Annotated in this window: 15 protein-coding genes; 3 read left to right on the forward strand and 12 right to left on the reverse strand. The window is 71.8% G+C overall.

Annotated features, from left to right (window positions below; genetic code table 11):
• Positions 1–257: 257 nt before the first annotated feature.
• The gene (locus H297_RS0127705) at positions 258–1,265 is read right to left on the reverse strand and encodes a stage II sporulation protein M (protein WP_027739702.1); all 1,008 of its coding nucleotides are present in this window, start codon (positions 1,263–1,265) and stop codon (positions 258–260) included.
• A gap of 201 nt (positions 1,266–1,466) precedes the next feature.
• Between H297_RS0127705 and H297_RS38780 the strand changes: the two genes are divergently transcribed.
• Positions 1,467–2,402 carry an RDD family protein gene (locus tag H297_RS38780; protein WP_037795636.1) on the forward strand — a complete coding sequence of 312 codons (936 nt, stop codon included), beginning with the start codon at positions 1,467–1,469 and terminating at the stop codon, positions 2,400–2,402.
• 97 nt (positions 2,403–2,499) lie between these two features.
• Here H297_RS38780 and H297_RS0127715 read toward each other — a convergent pair whose 3' ends face one another.
• Together H297_RS0127715 and ahcY are read right to left on the reverse strand one after the other, a co-directional pair.
• Positions 2,500–3,126 (reverse strand): hypothetical protein, encoded by a 627-nt coding sequence (locus H297_RS0127715; protein WP_027739703.1) that lies wholly within the window; start codon positions 3,124–3,126, stop codon positions 2,500–2,502.
• A gap of 572 nt (positions 3,127–3,698) precedes the next feature.
• Positions 3,699–5,159 (reverse strand): adenosylhomocysteinase, encoded by a 1,461-nt coding sequence (gene ahcY / locus H297_RS0127720; protein ID WP_027739704.1) that lies wholly within the window; start codon positions 5,157–5,159, stop codon positions 3,699–3,701.
• Between the two features lie 684 nt (positions 5,160–5,843).
• Between ahcY and H297_RS0127725 the strand changes: the two genes are divergently transcribed.
• The gene (locus H297_RS0127725) at positions 5,844–8,324 is read left to right on the forward strand and encodes a fructose-specific PTS transporter subunit EIIC (RefSeq protein WP_027739705.1); all 2,481 of its coding nucleotides are present in this window, start codon (positions 5,844–5,846) and stop codon (positions 8,322–8,324) included.
• Positions 8,325–8,528: 204 nt separating this feature from the next.
• Here the strand turns inward: H297_RS0127725 and H297_RS0127730 are convergent, their stop codons facing one another.
• From H297_RS0127730 to H297_RS0127755, 6 genes are all read right to left on the reverse strand, one after another.
• Entirely contained in the window at positions 8,529–9,521 is a 993-nt protein-coding gene (locus H297_RS0127730) for a cation diffusion facilitator family transporter (protein WP_027739706.1), read from the reverse strand.
• Positions 9,522–9,560: 39 nt separating this feature from the next.
• Positions 9,561–10,772: a mannose-6-phosphate isomerase, class I gene (gene manA, locus H297_RS0127735; RefSeq protein ID WP_027739707.1), complete on the reverse strand. Its 1,212-nt coding sequence runs from the start codon at positions 10,770–10,772 to the stop codon at positions 9,561–9,563.
• A 104-nt stretch (positions 10,773–10,876) separates the two neighbouring features.
• Complete coding sequence (locus H297_RS0127740; protein WP_027739708.1) at positions 10,877–12,178, reverse strand: SIS domain-containing protein; 1,302 nt, start codon at positions 12,176–12,178, stop codon at positions 10,877–10,879.
• A gap of 104 nt (positions 12,179–12,282) precedes the next feature.
• The gene (locus tag H297_RS42165) at positions 12,283–12,456 is read right to left on the reverse strand and encodes a Trm112 family protein (protein ID WP_078514689.1); all 174 of its coding nucleotides are present in this window, start codon (positions 12,454–12,456) and stop codon (positions 12,283–12,285) included.
• Between the two features lie 184 nt (positions 12,457–12,640).
• Complete coding sequence (locus H297_RS0127750; protein ID WP_027739709.1) at positions 12,641–14,029, reverse strand: phosphomannomutase/phosphoglucomutase; 1,389 nt, start codon at positions 14,027–14,029, stop codon at positions 12,641–12,643.
• A gap of 84 nt (positions 14,030–14,113) precedes the next feature.
• Positions 14,114–14,512 (reverse strand): DUF3499 domain-containing protein, encoded by a 399-nt coding sequence (locus H297_RS0127755; protein WP_027739710.1) that lies wholly within the window; start codon positions 14,510–14,512, stop codon positions 14,114–14,116.
• 516 nt (positions 14,513–15,028) lie between these two features.
• On the opposite strand from H297_RS0127755, the gene H297_RS0127760 reads away from it, so the two are divergent.
• Positions 15,029–15,478 carry a metallopeptidase family protein gene (locus H297_RS0127760; protein ID WP_037795638.1) on the forward strand — a complete coding sequence of 150 codons (450 nt, stop codon included), beginning with the start codon at positions 15,029–15,031 and terminating at the stop codon, positions 15,476–15,478.
• A 45-nt stretch (positions 15,479–15,523) separates the two neighbouring features.
• Here H297_RS0127760 and H297_RS0127765 read toward each other — a convergent pair whose 3' ends face one another.
• The 3 genes from H297_RS0127765 to H297_RS0127775 all read right to left on the reverse strand — a co-directional run bounded on the left by H297_RS0127765 (position 15,524) and on the right by H297_RS0127775 (position 22,116).
• Positions 15,524–17,143: a DUF5719 family protein gene (locus H297_RS0127765; RefSeq protein ID WP_027739712.1), complete on the reverse strand. Its 1,620-nt coding sequence runs from the start codon at positions 17,141–17,143 to the stop codon at positions 15,524–15,526.
• Complete coding sequence (locus tag H297_RS0127770; RefSeq protein WP_027739713.1) at positions 17,140–21,108, reverse strand: glycosyltransferase; 3,969 nt, start codon at positions 21,106–21,108, stop codon at positions 17,140–17,142. Before H297_RS0127770 ends, H297_RS0127765 begins: the two co-directional genes overlap by 4 nt.
• Positions 21,109–21,852: 744 nt before the next feature.
• Positions 21,853–22,116, reverse strand: coding sequence for a WhiB family transcriptional regulator (locus H297_RS0127775; RefSeq protein WP_016910644.1), 264 nt, complete (start codon positions 22,114–22,116; stop codon positions 21,853–21,855).
• Between the last annotated feature and the right edge of the window lie 821 nt (positions 22,117–22,937).

Here is a 22,937-nt window from a genome sequence, read left to right on the forward strand (position 1 = left end):
TCACCGGCTTCTCCGGACGTTTGCCCTTTCGGTGTCCCCGACTCTATCAGACAAAATCTGACCGGAGTTCGGAGGTGCTTCTTCCGCGAAAATTCCGTTTCCGGTTTTCTCGGGTCGAGGCGAAGAAGAAACTAACTGGTGCTATCGAGTTTGTCCAACTCTGGGCAACCGTTCGAATCTACTGCCCTCGGGGAGCCGCTGCAACGGCTTTTCCGGGGCGGAGAGGACAGTAGCAGGTCAACGGCGCCTCACGCACATCATGCGGCGACCGGCAGCTCCGCCGCGCGGTCCGATGCCGCGATGTCGCCCGTTTCGCCCGACTTCGCCGCCCGGCGTCCCACCCCGTAGACGTAGATCAGGAAGCCCAGTTCGGCAAGAACCCCGATGAGGACGCGAGCCCAGGTGGGCAGGCTCGAAGGGGTGACGAAGGCTTCGATCACCCCGGACACGAGAAGCACTGCCGCCAGTCCGATGGCCATGCCTACCGCTGACCGGCCTTCCTGCGCCAGGGCGGCGCGACGGCTGCGCGGTCCCGGATCGATGACCGTCCAGCCGAGACGGAGTCCGGTCCCCGCGGCGACGAAGACAGCCGTCAGCTCCAGGAGTCCGTGGGGAAGGAGCAGTCCGAGGAAGGTGTCGAGGCGGCCGGCAGATCCCATGAGGCCGATGCCCACGCCCAGGTTGAGAACGTTCTGGAAGAGCACCCAGAGCACCGGAAGGCCCAGCAGCGCGCCGAAAACGAGGCAGATGGCGGCAGCCTGGGCGTTGTTCGTCCACACCTGTGCCGCAAAGGAGGTGGCGGGATGGCTGGAGTAGTAGGCCTCGTACTGGCCGCCCGGCCGCGTCATCTCCCGCAGATCGTCGGGTGCGGCGATGGCGGACCGCACTTCCGGATGGGTGCCGATCCACCAGGCGATGAGTGCGGCCATGACGGTGGACAGCATGGCGGTCGGTACCCACCAGTGGCGGGACCGGTAGACAGCGGCGGGGAAGCCGGCGGTGAAGAAGCGCGCAGCGTCGCGCCAGGAGGCCGTACGGGCGCCCGTGACCGCGCTGCGTGCCCGTGCGACAAGGTGGGTGAGCCGGTCGGTCACGGCCGGATCCGGTGCGCTCGACCGGACCTGGGAGAGGTGGGTGGCAGTGCGCTGGTAGAGCGTGACGAGTTCGTCCGCCTCCGCTCCGGACAGGCGGCGGTGGCGGCGCAGCAGTGCGTCCAAACGGTCCCACTCGGCGCGGTGGGCCGAGACGAACACATCCAGGTCCATGGAGAGAGCTTGGCAGATCGTCGTATCGGAGGCTCGGACCGTCGTACGGCAGGTCCGGTGCCTGGGCGAGACTGGGACCGGCACGGGGGCCGACCCTGGCACGGGCAGGCAGGCGAGCTGTCAGGCGTTCAGGCAGAAGCTCGTCAACGTGAGCAGACCGTTCCGTGGAGCAGGGCGAACGGGTTCGACGAGGGGTGCAGTGTGAGTGAGCTGGTCACTGGCGACGCTGTCGTGTTGGGGCTGCGTCCTGCCCGGTTGCCGAGCCGGGCCCTGGCCGTCTGTCTGGACCTGTTGCTCGTCTGGGTCGTCTACCTCGCATTGACCCTCGCTCTGTTCGTGGCCACGGCCTCGCTCGATGCGGCAGCTCTGGCGGCGATCCAGGTGGGGCTGTTCCTGCTGGTGCTCGTCGGCGTACCCATCGCGGTCGAGACGCTCAGCGAGGGCCGCTCGGTGGGGAAGCTGGCGGCCGGGCTCCGGGTCGTGCGCGAGGACGGCGGACCGATCCGTTTCCGCCACGCGCTGGTGCGCGGGGCGATCGGCGTGGTGGAGATCCAGTTGCTGTTCGGGCTCGTTGCCTGTGTGGCCTCGCTCGTCTCTGCACGCGGGCGTCGTCTCGGTGACGTGTTCGCGGGAACGCTGGTGGTGCGGGAGCGCGTGCCGGTGCCGAAGGGGATGACGGTGCCGCCTCCACCACCGTGGCTGGTGGGACGGTTCGCCGAGTTGGATCTCTCGCACATTCCCGATCCCCTGTGGCTGGGAGTACGGCAGTTCTTGATGCGCGCCGATCAGCTCGACCCCGCTGTGAGCGCGTCGCTCTCGGAGCGGCTGGCAGGCGATGTGCGGGCATGCACCGGTGTCCCGGCGCCGCCGGAACTGTCCGCCGCCGTCTACCTGGCGGGCGTGGTGGCCGAACGGCAACGACGGGAGGCGGGGCGCCCCCTCTTCGGGGCCGACGCCGCTGTCAGCCCTGTCTCCCTGCAGCAACAGCCCGAGGCCGGTGGGCACGGGCCGGATGCCGTCGGCGAGGGTGCTCCATCGGACGGGGATGTGGCGGAGAACGATGCTCCGTCTCCGTCTGCCGGGCATGAGGCCAAGCCGCCGCCCTCCCCGGGTACCGGGTTCGTGCCGCCCACCTGAGCGGCCCGGGTGGCCGCACCACGGCCCTGTTGCGGGACGGTCGGCTCCCGGTCGACGGGGTTGACGGTTCGCGAGTGGCACGGGTCGCCGTGTGAGGTCATTCGGGCGTCGCCGCGAACGTCGACGGCGGAGACTCAAGTTCCTCCAACTCGATGCCGGGCGCTGCCAGAACGACGTCGCCGGCGAGGTGAACGGCGTGCTGCTCCCCCGTCTCCAGGTCGTTGACCTGGTAGTTCTCCACGACAAGGGGGCCGCTGTCAGTGGCGTGTGCTTCGCTGTTCCTCAGCGCCCAGGACTGGTCGAGGGTACGAGGCGCGAGAACGGGGGGTGTGAACGCGACGAGGCGTACGCGGGTGGCCCGGTCGCCGGGGGCCGGCCGCAGCAGCCTGGAGGTCGCGACGAGAAATGCGGGGGAAGCCCCGGTGAAGGAGTGGGCGGCGACGTTGCCCTCCTGGGCCCGGTCGCCTGCGGGGTCGCTGCGCACCCATGTGACGCCCTCCAGCGCCGCGCCCCGGACCCGCCAGCTCGCGGCGTGCAGTTCGAGCCGGAGGGGGCGGCCGAGCTGGTCGAGGGTGAGGTCGACGGAGCCCGCGTGGTCGCCCGTGGGGGTGGTGAGTTGCGAGACGTAGCGCCAGCCGGAGGGACCGGTGGCGCAGTGGAAGTGTTCTTCGCCGAGAAAGGTGTGGTCGTGCGGATCGTGCAGCGAATAGCGGCCGCGGGGCATGGGTGACGTCCAGAGTCGGGCGGTGACGTTGTCTCTCGCCCGGACGGGAGCGGGAAGAACCCGGTCACAGAGCAGTTCCGTGCCCGCCGGTAGCGAGAGGAGGAGGCCAGGTCTCGACCGGCCTCCCTTTCCGCCCAGGGTAGAGCGCCCCGGCTCGGACGGGAGTGTGCGTCCGCCGTGCCGCTTCGTTCAGAGGCGCGAACCGCTTTGAGCGCTGCTCCGTGAGCGCCCGTCCCGGATGCGTTCCCGAAGCGGTCACGCAGCCACGCGGTCACGCAGACACGCGGCCGACGTTCCCGAGCGACCGTGAAGGCCACGATCGCGGATCCGGGGGCCTCACTCCCGAGGCGCCCCGGAGTACCTCGCAGCGCCCGGAGAGCTCGACCGTTCGGCTGGGCCGGAAGGCCGGGCCATCAGACGCCGGGGCCCGCCTGACCGGCCCTCCGGACAGACGATCGACCGGTTGACCGACCGGCCGGACGGCCGGACGGCCGGTCAGCGGGCCGAGCCGCCTGGCCAAAGGGTCCGTCGGCCGTCGGGCCGACCAAGCGGCCGACCCGACGGCTTGCCGGTCAGTACCGGTAGTGGTCCGGCTTGTACGGGCCCTCGACGGGGACGCCGATGTAGGCGGCCTGCTCCGGGCGGAGCGTGGTCAGCTTGACGCCGAGGGCGTCGAGGTGGAGACGGGCGACCTTCTCGTCGAGGTGCTTGGGGAGCACGTAGACGTCGGTCGGGTACGACTCGGGCTTGGTGAACAGCTCGATCTGGGCGATCGTCTGGTTCGCGAAGCTGTTGGACATCACGAAGGAGGGGTGCCCCGTGGCGTTGCCCAGGTTCAGCAGGCGGCCCTCGGACAGGACGATGAGGGTCTTGCCGTCCGGCCAGGTCCAGGTGTGGACCTGCGGCTTGACCTCGTCCTTGACGATGCCGTCGATGGCGGCGAGGCCGGCCATGTCGATCTCGTTGTCGAAGTGACCGATGTTGCCGACGATGGCCTGGTGCTTCATCTTGGCCATGTCCGAGGCCATGATGATGTCCTTGTTGCCCGTGGTGGTGACGAAGATGTCGGCGGTCTCGACCGCGTCGTCCAGGGTCACCACCTGGTAGCCGTCCATCGCCGCCTGCAGGGCGCAGATCGGGTCGACCTCGGTGATCAGGACGCGGGCGCCCTGGCCGCGCAGGGACTCGGCGCAGCCCTTGCCGACGTCGCCGTAGCCGCAGACGAGGGCGACCTTGCCGCCGATAAGGACGTCGGTGGCCCGGTTGATGCCGTCGACCAAGGAGTGGCGGCAGCCGTACTTGTTGTCGAACTTCGACTTGGTGACGGAGTCGTTGACGTTGATCGCCGGGAAGAGCAGCGATCCCGCCTGGTGCATCTCGTAGAGGCGGTGGACGCCGGTGGTGGTCTCCTCCGTGACGCCGCGGATCTCCGAGGCGAGCTGCGTCCACTTCCGGGCGTTCTCGGAGAGGGTCCGGTTGAGGAGTTGGAGGATGACGCGGTGCTCGTCGTTCTCAGCGGTGTCGACGGAGGGGGCCGCTCCGGCCTTCTCGTACTCGACGCCCTTGTGGACGAGGAGGGTGGCGTCGCCACCGTCGTCAAGGATCATGTTCGGGCCGCCGGTGGGCGTGTTCGGCCAGGTGAGGGCCTGCTCCGTGCACCACCAGTACTCCTCCAGGGTCTCGCCCTTCCAGGCGAAGACCGGGACGCCCTGCGGGTTGTCCGGCGTGCCGTCGCGGCCGACGGCGACGGCGGCGGCGGCGTGGTCCTGGGTGGAGAAGATGTTGCAGGAGGCCCAGCGGACCTCCGCGCCCAGGGCGACAAGGGTTTCGATGAGCACGGCCGTCTGTACGGTCATGTGCAGGGAGCCGGTGACGCGGGCGCCGGCCAGCGGCTTGTCCGCGGCGTACTCCCTGCGGATCGCCATCAGGCCGGGCATCTCGTGCTCGGCCAGCGTGATCTCCTTGCGGCCGAAGGCGGCCAGCGAGAGGTCCGCGACCTTGAAGTCCTGGCCGGTCGTGGAGGTCGTCGTCATGTGCGAGCTGCTCCTCGATGTCGGGGTTGAGGTGACTGGTCCGTGCTGCGGCGCGGGGTGGCGATGGTCCGACAGCGCACAGCGCGCATCGTCGCCGGACATACCCGTCCCCTGCTCGCAGCTCAGTCCGTCGGAGGCCCTCTCTCCCTCGGTGGCCCGCCGTGCGGGCTCTCCCGACCGCCATCAGCAGCGACGTCTGACCATACGAATCTACACCGCCTGTCCAGGGGACCGGATCGGCGCCGCGAACAGCAAGGGCGCCCCGGGGTCGGTTTTCGGCCGCTTGAGTTCTTGTGCGCTGCGCTGGTTCCGTGCACGATGCGGTCTCCGGGACAACGACCGCCATGGCGACCACGACGGTGACGCGGATGACAAAGATGACGCGACAGTGGCCCGGATCGCTTCGCTCCCGCCACGGCTGTGGCCGCGCTCGCCGGATCCGGTCGCGACTGCGGCTCCGGTCGCGGCCGGAGCTCCGGGCGCGGCTACGGTGCCGGTCGCGGTTGCGGTGTGCCGGTTGCGGATCCGGCGCGGCTGCGGCCCGTCGGCGCTGTGCCCGGGGCTCGCGGCCCACAGCTGCGGCGGCCACGGGAACGGCGTGAGGCCGTCGTTGCGGCGTGGCATGAGACGTAAGAATGCGTGAGAGCGCAACCCCCACACACTGGCTGAACTAGGAGTGCCTACGTGACCAGTCCTACCGGTTCCCGGGACGGAGCGGCGCCCCCGTCCGAGGCGGGACGGAAACTGCTGGGCGTGACCGCGTGCCCCACCGGCATCGCGCACACGTACATGGCGGCGGAGAAACTGACCCAGGCGGCCGAGGCGCGAGGCATCGCCATGAAGGTGGAGACACAAGGCTCCATCGGGGCTGAGAACGTACTCTCCGACAACGATGTCAACACCGCTGACGGCATCATCGTCGCCGCCGACAAGGACGTGGACCTGAGCCGGTTCGCCGGCAAGCGGGTTCTCTTCGTCGGCGTCGCGGAAGGCATCAGCGATCCGGACGGGCTCATCGACCGCGTACGCGAGGCGCCCGTCCACCCCGGCGGGGCCTCCGCCTCCTCCGCCACGGGCAGCGAGCGCAGCGCGGACGCGTCCGGGCCGGTCGGTGCCGGGAGCGGACGGACCGGCCGGGGCGGGGGCAGCGGCTCAGGCACCGGGGGCGGGTCCGGTACCGGCGCAGGTGGTGCGTCAGGGCCCGCAGGGGCGAAGAGCCGGGAGCGCAGCGTCGGTTACAAGGCGCTGATGAACGGCGTCTCGTACATGATCCCGTTCGTGGTCGTCGGAGGGCTGCTGATCGCCGTCTCGCTCGCGCTGGGCGGCCATCCGCAGGCCGACGGCGGGCTGGTGATCCCGGACGGGAGCTTCTGGAAGCACGTCAACGACATCGGCACCATCGGGTTCACGCTGATGGTGCCGGTCCTGTCCGGCTACATCGCCTACGCCATCGGGGACCGTCCCGCGCTGGTGCCCGGGATGATCGGCGGCTGGATAGCCAACACCGGTGAGCTGTACGACTCCAAGTCCGGGGCCGGCTTCATCGGCGCGATCGTGACCGGTTTCCTCGCGGGCTATCTGGTCCGCTGGATCAAGCTGATACCGGTCTCCCGGTTCGTACGGCCGATCATGCCGATCATCGTGATCCCCATCGTGTCGACGTCCGCGCTCGGACTGTTCTTCATCTACGTCATCGGGAAGCCCATCTCGTGGGTCTTCGAGAACCTGACGGACTTCCTGGGCAGCATGACGGGGGCGAGTGCTGCGCTGCTGGGCGTGGTGCTCGGTCTGATGATCGCGTTCGACATGGGCGGCCCCGTCAACAAGACAGCGTTCCTGTTCGGCACCGGGCTGGTCTCCAAGAGCCCCGAGGTGATGGGCATGTGTGCGGCGGCCATCCCGGTGCCGCCGCTGGGCCAGGGGCTGGCCACTCTGGTGCAGCGCAGGCTCTACTCGGACCAGGAGCGGGAGACCGGTCTGGCGGCACTGTTCATGGGGTTCTTCGGCATCACGGAAGGTGCCATCCCGTTCGCTGCAGCACGGCCCGCGCGGGTCATCCCGGCGAACATGCTCGGCGGTGCGGTGGCCGGCAGTATCGCCGGTCTGGCGGCCGTGGGGGACAACGTGCCGCACGGTGGGCCGATCGTGGCGGTGCTCGGGGCGGTCGACGGCATCGCCATGTTCTTCGTGGCCGTCGTCGTGGGCGCCGCCGTCACGGGATTGACGACCGCCGGGCTGGTGGCGCTGCAGGCGCGCCGCGAGGAGCGGGCCGTCGACACGGGTCGCCCCGTCGACGCGGACCGAGCTGTCGAGGTGAGCGCAGACCGCACAGTCGACGGGCAGGAGCAGACCTCTGGCGCGCATGCGGAGACCGGCGGCGGCACAGAGACGGTCGTCAGCGCGAGCGTGCCCGCGGCAGCCGGTGCGGTCGCTGCGGGCAGCAGCACGGGCGACAGCGGCGCCCGTCGCGGCAGTGCGGGCGACAGCGGCGCCGTTGCCGACAGCGGCAGTACGGGGAGCAGCGGTACGGGGAGCACAGGCAGGGTGACCGGGGCGGAGGCGTCCGGCGGGCGGGAGCAGGCGGCTGTGCCGCGGCAGGCGAGCGCCGACGGGGAGGTGACGTCGCCGGACGGTGCCGTGGAGGAGGGCACCCAGGATCGTCCGGGGGCCGACACTTCGGCCGCTCCGCAACGCGAGGGACACGAGGGAGAGGTGCTCTCGGGGTACCTCTCCGCGGACACCGTTGCCGAACAGCTCGCCGCGGCCGACAAGGAGGCCGGCATCCGGGAGATGGCCGTGGTGCTGGGTCGCAGCGGCAAAGTCGTGGACGCCGAGGCGCTGGTGAGGGCCGCGTTCGCCCGCGAGGAGCAGGGCACGACAGGGCTCGGCGAGGGGATCGCCGTTCCGCATGCGAAGACGGACGCGGTGAGCGCGCCTGTGGTCGGGTTCGGGCGGTCCGCGGAGGGCCTCGAGTGGGGTGCGCCGGACGGCACCAGGGCGCGGCTGGTCTTCATGATCGCCGTACCGGAGGCGGCCGCCGGGGACGAGCATCTGCGGCTCCTCGCGCTGCTGTCCCGCAAGCTGGTGGATCCGGCCTTCCGTGAGCGGCTGTTGACGGCCGACGGCAAGGGTGCGGTTCTGGGGGTGCTCGGCGAGATCGAGTGAGTCCGCCGACCGCGGTTTCCGTTCACCCCTCGGGACAGCAGGGGCGTCCCGGAGGACGGTTTCCGGCCGACGGCGAGGGCCCGCTCCGCAGGCGCGGAGCGGGCCCCTTCGTATCAGCGGGAGCTGCATCAGCCGTGCCGTGTCAGCCGGAGCTGCACCATCAGCCGTGCCATATCAGCCGGAGGCTGCATCAGCCGTGCCGCTTCAAACCGGCTGCTGCGGCTCCGACGTGCCCTCCGGCGTCGGCTCCGCGTCCGCCTCCGGCTCCGTGTCCGGTTCCGTGCCCGGGGCGCGGTAGATGTCGGGTTCCAGGTAGATGACGCGGGCGATCGGTACGGTCTCGCGGATGCGCTGCTCGGCGGCGTCGATGGCACGAGCGACCTGGGCAGCCGTGTCGTCGTGCTGGACGGCGATCTTCGCGGCGACCAACAGCTCCTCCGGACCGAGGTGCAGGGTGCGCATGTGGATGACCCGGGTGACGGTGTCGCCGTCCACGAGCGCCGCGCGGATCCTGTCGCGCTCGGCGGGGTCGGCGGACTCCCCCAGCAGCAGGGACTTGGTCTCGACGGCGAGCACCAGCGCGATGACGACGAGCAGTGCGCCGATGCACATGGTGCCGACGCCGTCCCACACGCCGTTCCCGGTCAGCAGGGCGAGGCCGACGCCCCCGAGGGCGAGGACCAGACCGATGAGGGCGCCGAAGTCCTCCAGGAGGACGACCGGGAGTTCAGGAGCCTTGGCGCGGCGGATGAACTGTCCCCAGGTGAGCCCGCCACGCAGCGCGTCGGATTCCTTGACGGCTGTCCGGAAGGAGAAACCCTCCGCGACGACCGCGAAGAGGAGAACGCCCACCGGCCAGTACCAGTGCTCGACTTCGTGTGGGTGAGCGATCTTTTCGTAGCCCTCGTAGAGCGCGAAAACGCCACCGACGGTGAACAGGACGATGGAGACGAGGAATCCGTAGATGTAGCGCTCCCGGCCGTAGCCGAAGGGGTGCTCCTCGCTGGCCTCCTTCTTGGCCTTCTTGCCGCCGAGCAGGAGGAGCGCCTGGTTCCCCGAGTCGGCGACCGAGTGGACGCCTTCCGCCAGCATCGAGGCCGAACCGCTGAAGGCCGCCGCCACGAACTTGGCGACGGCGATGGCCAGGTTGGCGCCCAGCGCGGCGACGATCGCCCTCGTTCCGCCTGATGCACTCACGTCTTCCGGGTCCTTCCTGCTGCGGGTGTGGCCGCCCGGTCAGACGGCCACAGTGGCGCGGAAGAGCGTACCGTCACCGGTGAGGCGTACTTCTTCCCCGGCGGGTACGTACGCGGAGCGGCCCGCGGTCAGCGAGAGGTCCTGTGCCGCGCCGCCGGACTGCCCCTGCAGCAGGGCCGTGCCGGCCGTGCAGAGCAGGATCTGTGCGGCCGGTGCGCGCAGGGTGTGCGGGGCGGCACCGGGTACGAGGGTGAAGCGGGAGAGCCGGAACTCGCCGACGGGTGTCTCGTAGACCTCCTCGCCTGTCGTGCCGTCCGCCTCGGGGCGCAGGACGCCCGGCTCGGTGGGTTCGAAGCGGACGACGCGCAGCAGTTCGGGCACGTCGACGTGCTTGGGGGTCAGCCCGCAGCGCAGCACGTTGTCGGAGTTGGCCATGATCTCCACGCCGAGCCCGTCGAGGTAGGCGTGCGGGACGCCCGCGGCGAGGAACAGCGCCTCTCCGGGGCGCAGTACGACGTGGTTGAGGAGCATGGCGGCGAGGACGCCGGGGTCGCCGGGGTAGTGCCGCGCGATGCCTGCGTAGACGCCGTACGCCGCACGGCCTTCCGCCGAGGTTTCCGCCGCCGTCTCGGCCGCCTCGGCGGCGGCGGCGACCGTGGCGGCCATCTCGTCGGCGTCGGCCGTCAGCAGGGCGGTGAGGACCTCGCGCAGCGCGTCGGTCTCCGGGTGGGCGCGCAGGATGTCGGCGTAGGGCTTGAGGCCGTCGACGCCGAGTCCTTCCAGCAGCGCGGCCGCCTCGTGCGGGTGCCGGAAGCCGCACAGTCCCTCGAACACGGTGAGGGCGCAGATCAGCTCGGGCTTGTGGCTGGCGTCCTTGTAGTTGCGGTGCGGCGCGTCCAGGGGGACGCCGCGCTTCTCCTCGTCGGCGTGACCGGCTGCCGCCTGGGTGCTGTCGGGGTGCACCTGGAGGGAGAGCGGGGAGGCTGCCGCGAGCAGCTTCAGCAGGAACGGCAGCCGGGGCCCGTACGTCTCCACGGCACGGTCACCCAGTTCGCCCCGCGGGTCGGCCGCGATCACCTCGGACAGCGGCTGCGGGCCCGCACCCCGCTCGACCAGGGAGGGTGCGCCCGGGTGGGCACCCATCCACAGTTCGGCCTGGGGCTCACCGGTGGGAGCTTCGCCGAGCAGTGCGGGCAGGGCGGTGGTGGACCCCCAGGCGTACGGCCTGACGGTGTTCTCCAGACGATCCATGGGGTGTGCGTTCCTGTCGTGCTGAGGGACGGGCGGGGCTGACGGGGCGGGGGCAGACGGGCGTACTGGCGCGCCGGCACGTCACTGTGCCGGCGCGGTGCGGATCACGCCCAAGGGGAGTCGGTGTCGGCGAGGGTGAGGTAGACGGCGGCGAAATCGGCTGTGGCGATCAGTTCGGCGGCCGCTTCGAGGGGGCTGCTGCCCTCGGCCGGTTCCAACTCGCTGAGCGGGGCGTCGTGCGCGTAGGCCAGGTCCCGCGCCGCCACGGTGGCGGAGTCGGTGTCGGGTGCCGCCTCACGTAGCAGGACCACGCGGGGCCGCAGGGTCTCGGGTTCCTCGACACGGTCGCGGAAGAAGTCGTCCGATCCGGTAGCGGCGGCGTACGGGCCGGCCAGCAGCGCCCCGTGGGTCGTCATGGCCTCGGGCAGTTCCGCGGACAGGGCGGGCCTGCCGGGCAGCGCCGCCAGCAGGGTCGCCCAGTGGCGGGCCGCGGCACCGGCGACACCGCCCTCGCTCCACAACAGCGGGAGCGCGTCGGCCAGTTCCGCGGCCAGCGTCTTGGCCGGATTGCTGTAGGGGGCGATCGCGGGACCGCACCGTTCGGCGACCTGGTCGAGCCGGTCGGCGAGCGCGGTGAGGGCTGACGGTCCGCTCTGTGTCAGCCCCAGCCGGTCGGTGAGCAGCAGCAGCGGGGTGAGCAGGGCCCAGAAGGTGCCGGGTGCGCCGACAGGTCGCCCGGCGGGCGCAGCCGGACCGTCGTCGGCCTGCCCGCGACCGCCGTTCCCGTCCGCACGGCCTGGCATGCCGTTCCCGTCCGCCCGCTCCGGACCGCCGACGTCCCTGGGTTCCGCGTGCCGGGTACCGGCGTCCGCAGGGTGCTCGGGGACGTCAGGGGAGGAGTGGATCTCGTAGGGGCCCGGCGCCAGCGGCACGGCGAGCCCGCGGGTCTCCCCCATGGCCTCGGCAAGCGGGGCCCCCTGCGGGGTGACGGCGACGACGCTGCAGCCTCGCCGGTAGGCCTGCTCCACCAGTGCGGTCAGTCCGGGCTCCGTACCGTCGGGTGTGACCAGCAGGAGCAGGTCGACCGAACCCGCCCAGCCGGGCAGCGGCCAGCGCAGCGCTCCGGTGGCGGCGTGCGCTCCCAGGGGGCGCAGCGTGGTGACGGGAACGGCGCCGCCGGTGAGGGCGCCGAGCAGGTCGGCGGCGCAGGCGGTGGCCGGGCCCGGGCCGGCGACGAGCAGCGCACGGGGCCGCCCCTCGGGCCGCAGCCCCTCCAGACCGGCTTCGGTCGCGTGGCGCATCCCCGTACGGACGCGGGCCCCTGCCTGTGCGGCGCCGCGCAGCAGGCCGCGGGCGTCGGCGCGGGCCAGGGCCTCGGGGGCGTCGAGGAGCGTCTCGTCGAGCATCTTCCGTAGCCTCCGATCGGCTTCCGGTACCTTCCGGCGGGCCTTCGCCCGGCCGAAGCCCGGTACCTTCCCGGCACGAGCGTTCCGGCCGGCAGACCGTCGGGTCAGGCGGGGCGGCGGGCCTCGTCCACGAGCAGGACGGGGATGCCGTCACGCACCGGGTACACCAGTCCGCACTCCGCGCCCCCGGTGCACAGCAGCTCGTCGCCCTCCTCACGCAGCGGCGCGTGGCACGCCGGGCAGGCGAGGATCTCCAGGAGACCGGCTTCGAGCGGCATGTGTTCCTCCAGGTGCGGGCGCGGCTGCGAACTGCGGACTGTGCCGTTGTCTGCGGTTCGTGCCGCCAGGGTACCGCCGGTGGCGGCAGGGCATGCCAGGGGCGCCTGTCGGGAAGGGACACCGGCCGGGCCTCGACGCCGGGCGCGAGGCGGCCGGGCGCTCGCCTCCGGGACGGGGTGCCTCTCAGGCCTCCGTGTCCCTTACGGCCTCCGCGCGCACGATGGACAGCACCTCGTCACGGATGCGCTCGACCGTGTCGGTGTCGCACCCTTCGACGTTCAGGCGCAGCAGCGGCTCGGTGTTGGAAGGGCGCAGGTTGAACCACCAGTTGACCCCGGTGACGCTCAGCCCGTCGAGCTCCTCGACGGTGACGTCGTCGAGACCCGCGTAGGCGGCCTTGACGGCGCTGGTCCGGTTGAACTGGTCCTCGACGGTGCTGTTGATCTCGCCCGAGGAGGGGTAGCGGTCGTAGTGGGCGACGAGCTGGGAGAGCGTGCGCTCCTGGCCGCCGAGCGCCGCCAGGACGTGCAGGGCGGCCAGCATTCCGGTGTCGGCGTTCCAGAAGTCGCGGAAGTAGTAGTGGGCCGAGTGCTCCCCGCCGAAGATGGCGCCGGTGCGGGCCATTTCGGCCTTGATGAAGGAGTGCCCGACGCGGGTGCGTACGGGACGTCCGCCGCTCTCCCTGATCACCTCGGGCACGGCCCGTGAGGTGATCAGGTTGTGGATGACCGTGGCGCCCGGCGCCTTGGCCAGCTCGCGGGCGGCCACCAGCGCGCAGATGGCGGACGGCGGGACCGGCTCGCCCCGCTCGTCGACGACGAAGCAGCGGTCGGCGTCGCCGTCGAAGGCCAGGCCGATGTCGGCGCCGGTCTGGACCACCCGGTGCCGCAGGTCGACGATGTTCTTCGGATCGAGCGGATTGGCCTCGTGGTTGGGGAAGGTGCCGTCGAGCTGGAAGTACATGGCGTCCAGTTCCACCGGCAGCCCCGCCAGCACGGTCGGCACCGTGTGCCCGCCCATGCCGTTGCCGGCGTCCACCACGACCTTGAGCGGGCGGATGCTGGTCAGGTCGACCAGGGAGCGCAGATACGCCGCGTAGTCCTCCAGCATATCCCGCCGGGTGACGGTCCCTTGGGGCCGGTCGCCCGTCGGCGCGGTGCCGCCCGCGTCCAGCCACTGCTCGACCAGGGCACGGATGTCGGCGAGCCCGCTGTCCTCGCCCACGGGGGCGGCGCCGGGGCGGCACATCTTGATGCCGTTGTACCGGGCCGGGTTGTGGCTGGCGGTGAACATGGCACCGGCCATGTCGAGATGACCGCTGGCGAAGTAGAGCTGGTCGGTCGAGCACAGGCCGATCTCGGTCACGTCGGCCCCCTGGGACGCGGCGCCCTGCCCGAAGGCGCGCGCGAGCCCGGGCGAGGAGGGCCGCATGTCGTGCCCGACGACGACGGAGCGGGCCTCGGTGACGCGGACGAAGGCGGCGCCGAACAGTTCGGCGGTCCCCTCGTCCCACTGGTCCGGCACCACACCGCGCACGTCGTACGCCTTCACGAGCTGAGACAGATCAGCCACGGCCAGCCTCTCCTGGGTCGTCGGTCGGCAACGGTCACAAATCTACCCGCGAGAGTGACGGACGCCGCGCGGCATCCCGGTGGCCTACGGCTCCGGGGACCGCAGGACCCTCAGATGGCCGCGCCGGGCGACCTCCATGGGGTCGGCGTCCCGTCCGTCGGCGCCGCGCAGCCCCTCCGGCGGCGACGGCTCCCGCGGCTCGGAGCGGGGCGTACGAGCGGCCTCGCGCACGGCGTTGGCGAGCGCTTCGAGGTCGTCACTGCTGGGCCGGGCCGCGGCCGTGTCCACAGCGAGCCGGACGACCTCCCAGCCGCGGGGGGCGGTGAGCCGCTCGGAGTGCTCCGCGCACAGGTCGTAGCAGTGCGGCTCGGCGTAGGTGGCCAGCGGTCCGAGGACGGCGGTGGAGTCCGCGTAGACGTACGTGAGCGTCGCGACGGCGGGACGACCGCAAGCGGTGCGCGAACAGCGACGTACAGGGCTCACGACGTTGGACCGTACCGCACTCTTGAGCGGGCCGCGACGACTCTCCCGGACGTCACCCTGCCGTGTCGTCCCTCTTCGCCGGAAACGCCTGATCTGCTGAAAGACAGGCGCCCGTAGGGCCGAGCCGGGCGGGCGGGACCGCCTCACGCGCGGCCCCCGCGTCCGGTGGGGGAACCAATCACCCGTCGATGGCCATTTCCCCCCACTGCGCGACCGTGATGCGACCGAAGTTCGACCGAAGTTCGACCGAAAGAGGCCACCGGTACGGCAGAAGGAGTCGCGGAGGGTGGCGCGATGAGGCGGGGAAGAAGGGCGGTGCGACCGACGCGAGGAGTCGCTGAAGGAGCCTTGCGGAAGCGGGAGGAGGCGGCACGACGGAGGGTCCTTTCGGCTCTCCCGGTGCCGACGTGGTGACGTGCCCGCGGGGGAACATGCCCGCCAGGACGGTGCGACCGTCGGTTCCGGCGCGCCGGTCGGCCCGCGTGCACAGCCCGCGGCGGGCTACGCTCATGGGCGATGGACAGCCCCGTACCGCCGCGCCGGCCCGCTGCCCGGCCGCACAGCCGAGACCGACACGGCCGCGGCATGCGCGGCCCCGTCGCGCCGCCTCAAGTACCGCTCGCCGCCACCCGGGCCGAGGCGTTCGACGATCTGGTGCGCGACTCGGTGGCCCGCCTGGAGCGGCACTGGCCGCAGCTCGCCGGCGTCGAGTTCGCCGTCCAGGAGGTGCCCCGTTCGGACACCGGGGAAGTACGGGAGGGCGACGACGCCGTACCGCTCGGACGGGTCACCGACGGAGGCGCGGACCAGCCCGACCGCGTGATCGTCTTCCGGCGCCCGGTGGAGATCCGCAGCCGCACCAGGGACGAGCGCGCCCTCCTCGTGCACGAGGTCGTGGTGGAACAGGTCGCCGAACTCCTCGGCCTGGCCCCCGAGTCGGTCGACCCCCGGTACGGCCAGGAGTAGCCGGAGCGGGACCGGCCGCGCCGGCCCCGCACGTCGCCTGTGCGCTCAGTCGTCGTTCAGAACCGACAGATCCTGCGCCGAGGCGGGTACCGCCACCGTGCTGCCGTCGTCCGGGAGCGCCTGGAGGGTGAAGGCGGGCACGCCCGACTGTTCGCGCTCCAGCATCCGTGAGGCGTACAGCGGTCCCCCTGAGACGCGTTCCACGGTCACCGCGTAGGTGCCCTTTCCGCCGCCGGGCCGGGGCGGGGTGAGGGCCGTGGTGGTGTGGGCCTTGACCGTGACGGTGGTGCTCTTGGGGCTGCCGCCGCCACTGCCCGCCGAGGCGGTCACACGGACCTTCGCCCCGCCCTTCGGAGCGGTGAGGGCCAGTGTGGAGCCCTTCGCGCTGTTGTCGGCCGCTGTCGCCCGCTTCTGCACCGGTGCGGTCGCCGGGATGAACGCCGTCTCCTGCTTGCTGCCTTTGCCGCGGGTGACGCGGGCGGCAGCGACGATGCGGGGGGCGTCCTTGCCGCCCTGTGCCGGGGAGAGCACCAAGGAGCCGGCCTCGCCCCGGGTGAGGTCCTTGAGGTCGACGGTGGTCGCCATGCCGGCCTTCACGTGCAGCGTCTCGTGTCCGGCGGGGCTGATCAGCCCGGAGCGGCCGGCGAGCTGGACCTTCAGGTCGGCGTCGTCACTGCCCGGCGCGAAGACGGCCAGCCGCACCGCGGTGGCGTCCTTGGGGACACCGGGCAGGACGGCGCCGGGAGCGGAGGCGGCGGCGGGCGGCAGCCAGTCGCCCCCCAGTTTCCGGTCGGCCGCCTGGATCTGCGCACCCACCCGACCGGACCTGGCGGTGACGTGCAGCGTCACATTGGTGGCCGGTTCGGGCGTGAGGGTGGAGAGCAGGACGGGCACCGTGGAGTGCGGCGGGACGGTGATGCCCTCGCCGGTGTCCTCGCCCGCCCTGACCTTGCCCTCCTTGCCGTACAGCTCCAGGTCGACGACCGCGCTGCTGCTGTCCGGGTTGGTCAGGTGCACGTAGTCCTGCCGGTCCTCGGCCGTGCTGGCGCCCGGGAACCAGAACGAGGTGTCCGGCGCGGAGCAGGCCGTGCCCTGGAGTCCGCGTCCCGCCCCGGCACTGATGCTCGTCGTCTGCTGCACCGTCCAGCCGGGCGCGAAGGGGCCGTCCGCCGTGCCGGTCAGCGCGGGCGCCTTGGGATCGCCGGTGTCGTCGGTGACGGGCGTGCCGGGGCTGCCGAGGGGAAGGAAGGGTTTGCCGTCTTCCCCGCTGCGCGTCCCTGCCCCGTCCTGCGGCTGCTTACCGTCCGCCGTCCCGCCCTTGTCCTTCTTGCCGCTCCCCTTGGCTCCCTTGTCGTCGTCCTTGCCGTCGTCCTTCCCGGAGCCCTCCGGCAGTCCGGAGTCGGCGAGTTCGGCCGGGTGCAGTTCGGCGCTGCCCTTCTTGCCGGGCGCGCCCTTGGGCGTGAACGCCGTGTAGGACGTCTCCGCGACGTCGGACGTACTCGGCTGCGGGCACACGAGTGTGGAGCGCTCCACGGGCTTGTGAGCGGCCACCTGGGCGCCGTCCTGGCCCTGCGCCGCATCCTCGGGCGCCCAGAGCGTGGCCAGACCCGTCACGGCGGCGAGCGCGACGACGGTGCCGCCGAAGCTGAGGACTGTGCGGTTCACTGCTGCTCGCTCCCGTTGCCGTACCTGTTGTCGTAGCCGGGCTGGTAGCCGTGCGGCTCGGGGCTCTGCTGGGACGCGTACTGCTGCGCCTGCCAGTCGTCGTAGGAGCCGTCCTGCTGCCCCTGCTGACCGTAGGACTGCTCGCCGTAGGAGCCTGCGCTATAGGGCTGTTCCTCGTACGGCTGCGAGCCGTAGCCCTGGGCGCCGTACCCCTGCGAGCCGTATCCCTGCTGGTCGAAGGAGTGCTGCTGGTAGGACTGCTGGTCGTACGACTGCTGGTGGTACGGCTCCTGGGGCGGGACCGGGGCGTAGGGCTGCCCGTAGGCATCGGTGCCGTAACCGGGCTGCTGCCCGTAGCCGGCGGCCTGGTCGTACCCCTGCTGAGCCGCGTCGTAGGGAGGCTCCGGCGGGTACTGGGCCTGCGGTTCGTACTGGGGCTGCTGCGGTACGTACGGCTGCTGCGCACCGTAGGGGTCGTACCCCGGTTGGTCCGGCACGCCGGGAACGTCGCCGCCGCCAGCTACGTCGGCTCCGCCGGGAGGGTCACCCGCAGCGGAGACGTCGGCCGCATCTGGGGCGGCATCGGCGCCATGAACGGCGTCCGTACCGGGAACGGCGTCCGCGCCCGGTGCGGTACGGGTCGCCTCGGCGGCGGCGCGCAGTCGGCGGGCCCTGCGGCCCTCACCGGCTGCCGGGTCCGGGGCGGGCGGGGCGTCCGGCAGATCGTCGTCCACGTCGCGCTTGCGGCCCGGCAGAGCGAGGACGAGGACGACGAGCAGGAGGAAGCCCTGCGTCCACACCCACACCGTGTGGGTGAACGGCGTCTCGTGAGTGAGGGTGAGCTCTCCGCCGTCCGTCGGCAGGCGGAAACCCTGTGCCCAGCCGTCGACGGTGGTGCGTTCGAGCGGGGTGCCGTCCAAGGCCGCCTGCCAGCCGCTGTCCGCCTCGTCGGCGAGCCGCAGCACCCGGCCGGACGGGCCGGAGGGCAGTGTCGCGTGGGACTCGACAGGCCCGGAGGCGACGGCGACCGGCGCGGTCACCGCACCGCCGGTATCCCCCGCACCGCTGTCCTGCTCCGAGGAGACGACCGTGACGCGGGAGACCTGACGGTCGATGCGCCACAGGGCGCTGCCGTCCTCCTGGCTGAGGCGGGTCAGTCCGGGTGTCGCGTCCAGGGTGCGGCTGACCTGCCGTGAGGTCCCGTCCCGCAACAGGACGTACCGCACGGCGTAGCCGCCCAGTTGGCTGGTCTGGTCGGCACCGGATCCGGCGACGAGGTTCGAGACGACCTTGTCCAGCCGCACGTCGTCACCGCCGACCGCTGCCAGATCCGCGTCGCCCAGGCGGGCCCCGGAGCCGCGTACCAGGGTGTAGCCGACCTTCGCCGCCCCCTCCGGCTGGTCGAGGACGAGGGTGCGGGCCTGATCGCTGGTGGTGCTCTCCTCCGCGACGAAGGCCGGCACCTGCACCGGGTCGCGCCGCGAGAGGGGACCGTCGGCACCACCGGCCATCCACGTGACAGCGGCGCACAGGGGGGCGAAAACAGCGGCGGCGGCGATCAGCGCGGCGACGGGCTGGCGCCAGCCGAAGCTCTGCGCGGCCACGCGTTCCCTCGCACCCTCGGCACCGACGGCGGCAGCGCTCAGCAGTGCCACGCCATACACGAGGGTGGCCGGTCCCGCCCAGGCCGACCCGTTGGACAGTCCGGCGAAGACCAGTCCGGCCAGCGCCACCACCCATGCGGCACGCACGGCCGTCTGACGCTCACTGCGCAGCAGTGCGGCGAGGGCCGCCAGCAGCAGGCCGACCAGGAGGAGCCCGTCGGTGGTGCCCGGGCCGCCCGGCGAGGTGGTGAGCAGGTCGATCGCGGAGGCGGCGCCCGTGCCGTACTCCAGCCCGACCTCGCTCAGGAACATGCCCGGGTCGGTGAGCAGCGACAGGGACCAGGGGGCCAGCAGCACCAGGGGGGTCACCACGGCGACCGCGAGCCGGGCGGCGCGCAGCCCCAGAGAGCCGCCCCGCCGCACGCGCACCCCGAGGACGACGAGCGCCAGCACGACGGCGAGCGGCCACACCAACGGCGTGAAGGCCGTCGTGAGGGTCAGCAGCAGTGCGTACGCCCATGCGGCGCGCCAGCCGCCCTTGCCGTGCAGCCCACTGGCGGACACCGCGGCACGCGCGAGCAGCGGCAGCAGGACGGCCAGCACCGCGGTGCCGATGCGCCCTTGGGCGAGGGCTCCGGTGGCCGCGGGGAGGAACGCGTACGCGACACTCCCCCACGCCCGCACCAGCCGGGAGTCGACCAGCGGCCGGGAGGCGAAATAGGCGGCCAGTCCGGCGAGCGGCACGGAGCACACCAGCAGCAGTGTCAGCGCCAGGCCGGTGCTGCCCAGCAGCAGGGTGGCGAAGGTGGCGAGGATCGCCAGGTAGGGCGGGGCGGACTCGGTGCCACCGGTGCCGACGGGGTGCCACCCGTCCAGGTAGCGCGCCCACAGGTCCGACACGCTGTCAGGGACGGGCAGCAGCGCACCGCCTGCCAGCGCGCCCCCGCTCAGCAGGGACCGGCAGGCCACCAGGGAGACCACCAGCAGCACGACGAACAGCACGGGCCCCGGCTTACGGGCGACCCGCTTGAGCCGCACGAACTGCTCGACTTCCAGGAAGTCCGCGTCGTCGTCCGAGGGCCCCGACTCGACGGCACCGTGCCGGCCTCCGGCGGTCAGCTCCGCCTCGGAGCGGCCCGAGAAGTTGCTGGTCACCTGTTCCAGAGTGGCCCGCAAGGTGGCGCCCGGCGGGGGGAAGAGGGGCCGCAGCTCCTTGTACGGCACCGCGGGCCGTCCGCGCCTGCGCCGTGCGGCCAGCACCCGTCCGGTTCGCAGCAGCGTGCCGGACAGACCCCTGATCTCGTCCAGCGCCTGTCCTGGCACCTTGCCGACCAGATAGGCGAGTGTGCGCACCAGGGTGCCGAAAACCAGGCGCAGCCAGACCCACGGCAGCACAGCGGAGGAACTGTTGACGAGCAGCGTGTAGACGGCTCCCGATTTGTCGACCCGGTGCGGGCTGGCACCGCCGCGCCCGGACCGGCCCACACAGTCGACCGGGCGGCGCTCCCGGGAGGCCGCTTCGGCGTGCCGCAGCACGGCGTCCGGTGCCACCAGCACCCGGTGCCCGGCGGCCTGGGCCCGCCAGCACAGGTCGATGTCGTCGCGCATCAGGGGCAGTGCGCGGTCGAAGCCGCCGAGCTGGTCGAAGACGTCCCGCCGGATGAGCATGCCGGCGGTGGAGACGGCGAGCACGGGCCGCACCTGGTCGTGCTGCCCCTGGTCCTGTTCGCGGCGTTCGATGCCGGTCCAGCGCCGCCCGCTGTTGGCGATGGAGACCCCCGCCTCCAGCAACTGCCTGCGGTCGTACCAACTGCGCAGCTTGGGCCCTGCGACGGCGGCGGACGGGTCGGCATCGACGACGCGCAGCAGTTCGGTGAGGGCGTCGGCCTCCGGCGAGCAGTCGTCGTGCAGCAGCCACAGCCACTCCACGGGCTCCCCGTAGGGGAGTTCCGGCATGTCGTAGGCGTCGTCGCGCCAGGCGCGGTTGACCGGGTCCCAGCCGCTGGGCCGCTTCAGGTAGGGCAGGTCGTCGGGGGTGAGCCGGCGCGCGGTGCGGGCGGCCTCCTCGACGGCGGTACCGAAACCGGTACGGCGCGCCATGTGCAGCACGCGCTCCCCGCCGAGCGCCTCGGTCAGCAGCTCTGCGGAGTCGTCCGCGCTGCCGGTGTCGGCCGCGACGATGTTCTGTACCGGGCGGTCCTGACCGAGAAGTCCGCTCAGGGCCTCGGGGAGCCAGCGCGCGCCGTCGTGTGCGACGAGGACGGCGGTGACGACGTGCCGGGGGAACTCGGGCGGCTCCACGGTGGCCAACCCTGCTGCGGCCGCCTCGTACTGGGCCGCCATATGGCTGTGCACGGACATCGAGGTAGGGGCCCTCCCCGGGGTGCCGGGGCCTCGCGGCGGTGCCGCGCTGTGGCTGCAAGCCCCCGGAAGACGCGAATCGGAGCGGTGAACGCACCCCCTGTGCGAGGGTGGTGCGTCGCGGACGGCCCCACACTAACGGCTCGCACAGGTGCGTCCGCCGCCTTGGTGCAACTGGCCCGCGAGGGCTTCCGTTTGCGCAGGAGGACACCGCGGGGTGCCGCACAGCGCGCTGCCGAGCACCGTCGGGACCCCGGCGTCTCGGGGTGTCCCGAGTGCCTCGGGTGATTCCGGGGCTGTTGGGGCTCCGGGGCTACCGCTCGTTTCCCGGGCGCCCTGGGGCTGTCGGGCGTCCGTGGGGACGTGGAAACTTCTCGCGGGGGTGTCGAGGCTCGCAAGCGCGCTGCCGCGCGGGGCCTGGCGCCGCGGCCGGAAGCTGATGGCCGCCGGTTGCAAACCGGCAACCGGCGGACAACCAGGGACCGGCTATGGGCGGGCAATCAGTGAGCGAAGTTCCGGAACCCGTCGACTCGACAGGGCCGGTGTCCTCGGCAGAGCCCCGTGCGCCTCGCGCGCCCTGCGCGGTCCCGGGCGCCTCGAATGCGGCCACTCGGCGCCGCGCGCATCGGCATCAGCAGGTGACGCCCGGGAAAGGGGCGGAGCCGCCCGGGGCCGCAGGAATCGGCTGGGCGGTTTCAAGGGCGCTCCGAGGCCCGCGGCCCGACACCCTCGGCGAAAAGGAAGTCAGATGGCGGCTTTCTTCAGCCGACGCCGTTCACGCTCGGACAGGCCGCCCCAGATACCGAAACGTTCGTCGTTGGCGAGGGCGTATTCGAGGCATTCGGAACGGACTTCACACGCGAGGCAGACTTTCTTCGCCTCGCGGGTTGAACCGCCCTTCTCGGGGAAGAACGACTCCGGGTCGGTCTGAGCGCACAAGGCGCGCTCCTGCCAACCCAGCTCCTCGTCCGCCTCTTCGACGAGCAGTTGTTGGAACAGCTCGGTCATGTGCGCCCCTCGATCCGTCTCTTCGACCCCGTGATGCTGTCGTTATCGAACCCTCTTGAACGACACGAGTGAAATTACAAGTGTGCCGATCCGGGGCAGTCAAGCCGAGATCTGCTATTGAGCCCGTTATTCACCCGGCGGAACCAAGCGTTCGCCGTAAGTGTTCAAATCAGCCTGAACTATGACACTCGCGCCAGGAGACCGGTCGATTTGTCCGGCTCCTGCATGCAGAACGTGATGACCTGCGATCACGTTCCGCACCACCCCTCGGATGGCCCTGATCACGTTCCGGTCACAGAAGTGCAACAGCGCTCCGGGGCGCTCCAGGGGCGGTTGGTGCGCCGTATCTCCCATGTCGGGCAGCACAAACCTTTCGGCGTGAGCGGCCACCGGAACCGGTGAAACATTCGCCACAAACGCGACGTGAGGTTGACACCCGGTCCACCGGCCGCTGTCCTGGACGACATGTCAGCGACCTCTGAGATCCGCACGGCCGACGGCGCCCCCGCCTTCCGGCCTGCCGGGGACACGCGTGTGCTCCCCGCCGCCTCTCATGTCCTGGAGCCCCGCCGCTGTCGCTGTCCGCGCGGCTGCTGTCCGGCTCACTGTCGCTGAGCCCGCCCGCTGCGACTCGCCGCGACCCCTCGCTGCATTCCCCGCACCGAGCGCCGCTTCCCGATGAGCCCGTCTCGCTGCTGAGCCCTTGCGCCGGGGTGCCCGACGGCGAGCCCGTCCCTGGTGAGACCCACCGCTGAAGCTCGCTTCCGAGGCCACCCGACCGTACGGCCGACTCCGGCCCGTGGCTCAGGTGTGGTACGCAA

Source organism: Streptomyces sp. CNT360 (assembly GCF_000424785.1).

Bases quoted from the DNA above. Each gene is read 5' to 3' on its own strand.
- ahcY (WP_027739704.1), bottom strand. From the start codon at position 5,159: ATGACGACGACCTCCACGACCGGCCAGGACTTCAAGGTCGCGGACCTC.
- H297_RS0127705 (WP_027739702.1), bottom strand. From the start codon at position 1,265: ATGGACCTGGATGTGTTCGTCTCGGCCCACCGCGCCGAGTGGGACCGT.
- H297_RS42165 (WP_078514689.1), bottom strand. From the start codon at position 12,456: ATGCCGCTCGAAGCCGGTCTCCTGGAGATCCTCGCCTGCCCGGCGTGC.
- H297_RS0127770 (WP_027739713.1), bottom strand. From the start codon at position 21,108: ATGTCCGTGCACAGCCATATGGCGGCCCAGTACGAGGCGGCCGCAGCA.
- H297_RS0127740 (WP_027739708.1), bottom strand. From the start codon at position 12,178: ATGCTCGACGAGACGCTCCTCGACGCCCCCGAGGCCCTGGCCCGCGCC.
- manA (WP_027739707.1), bottom strand. From the start codon at position 10,772: ATGGATCGTCTGGAGAACACCGTCAGGCCGTACGCCTGGGGGTCCACC.
- H297_RS0127775 (WP_016910644.1), bottom strand. From the start codon at position 22,116: ATGACCGAGCTGTTCCAACAACTGCTCGTCGAAGAGGCGGACGAGGAG.
- H297_RS0127760 (WP_037795638.1), top strand. From the start codon at position 15,029: ATGGACAGCCCCGTACCGCCGCGCCGGCCCGCTGCCCGGCCGCACAGC.
- H297_RS0127715 (WP_027739703.1), bottom strand. From the start codon at position 3,126: ATGCCCCGCGGCCGCTATTCGCTGCACGATCCGCACGACCACACCTTT.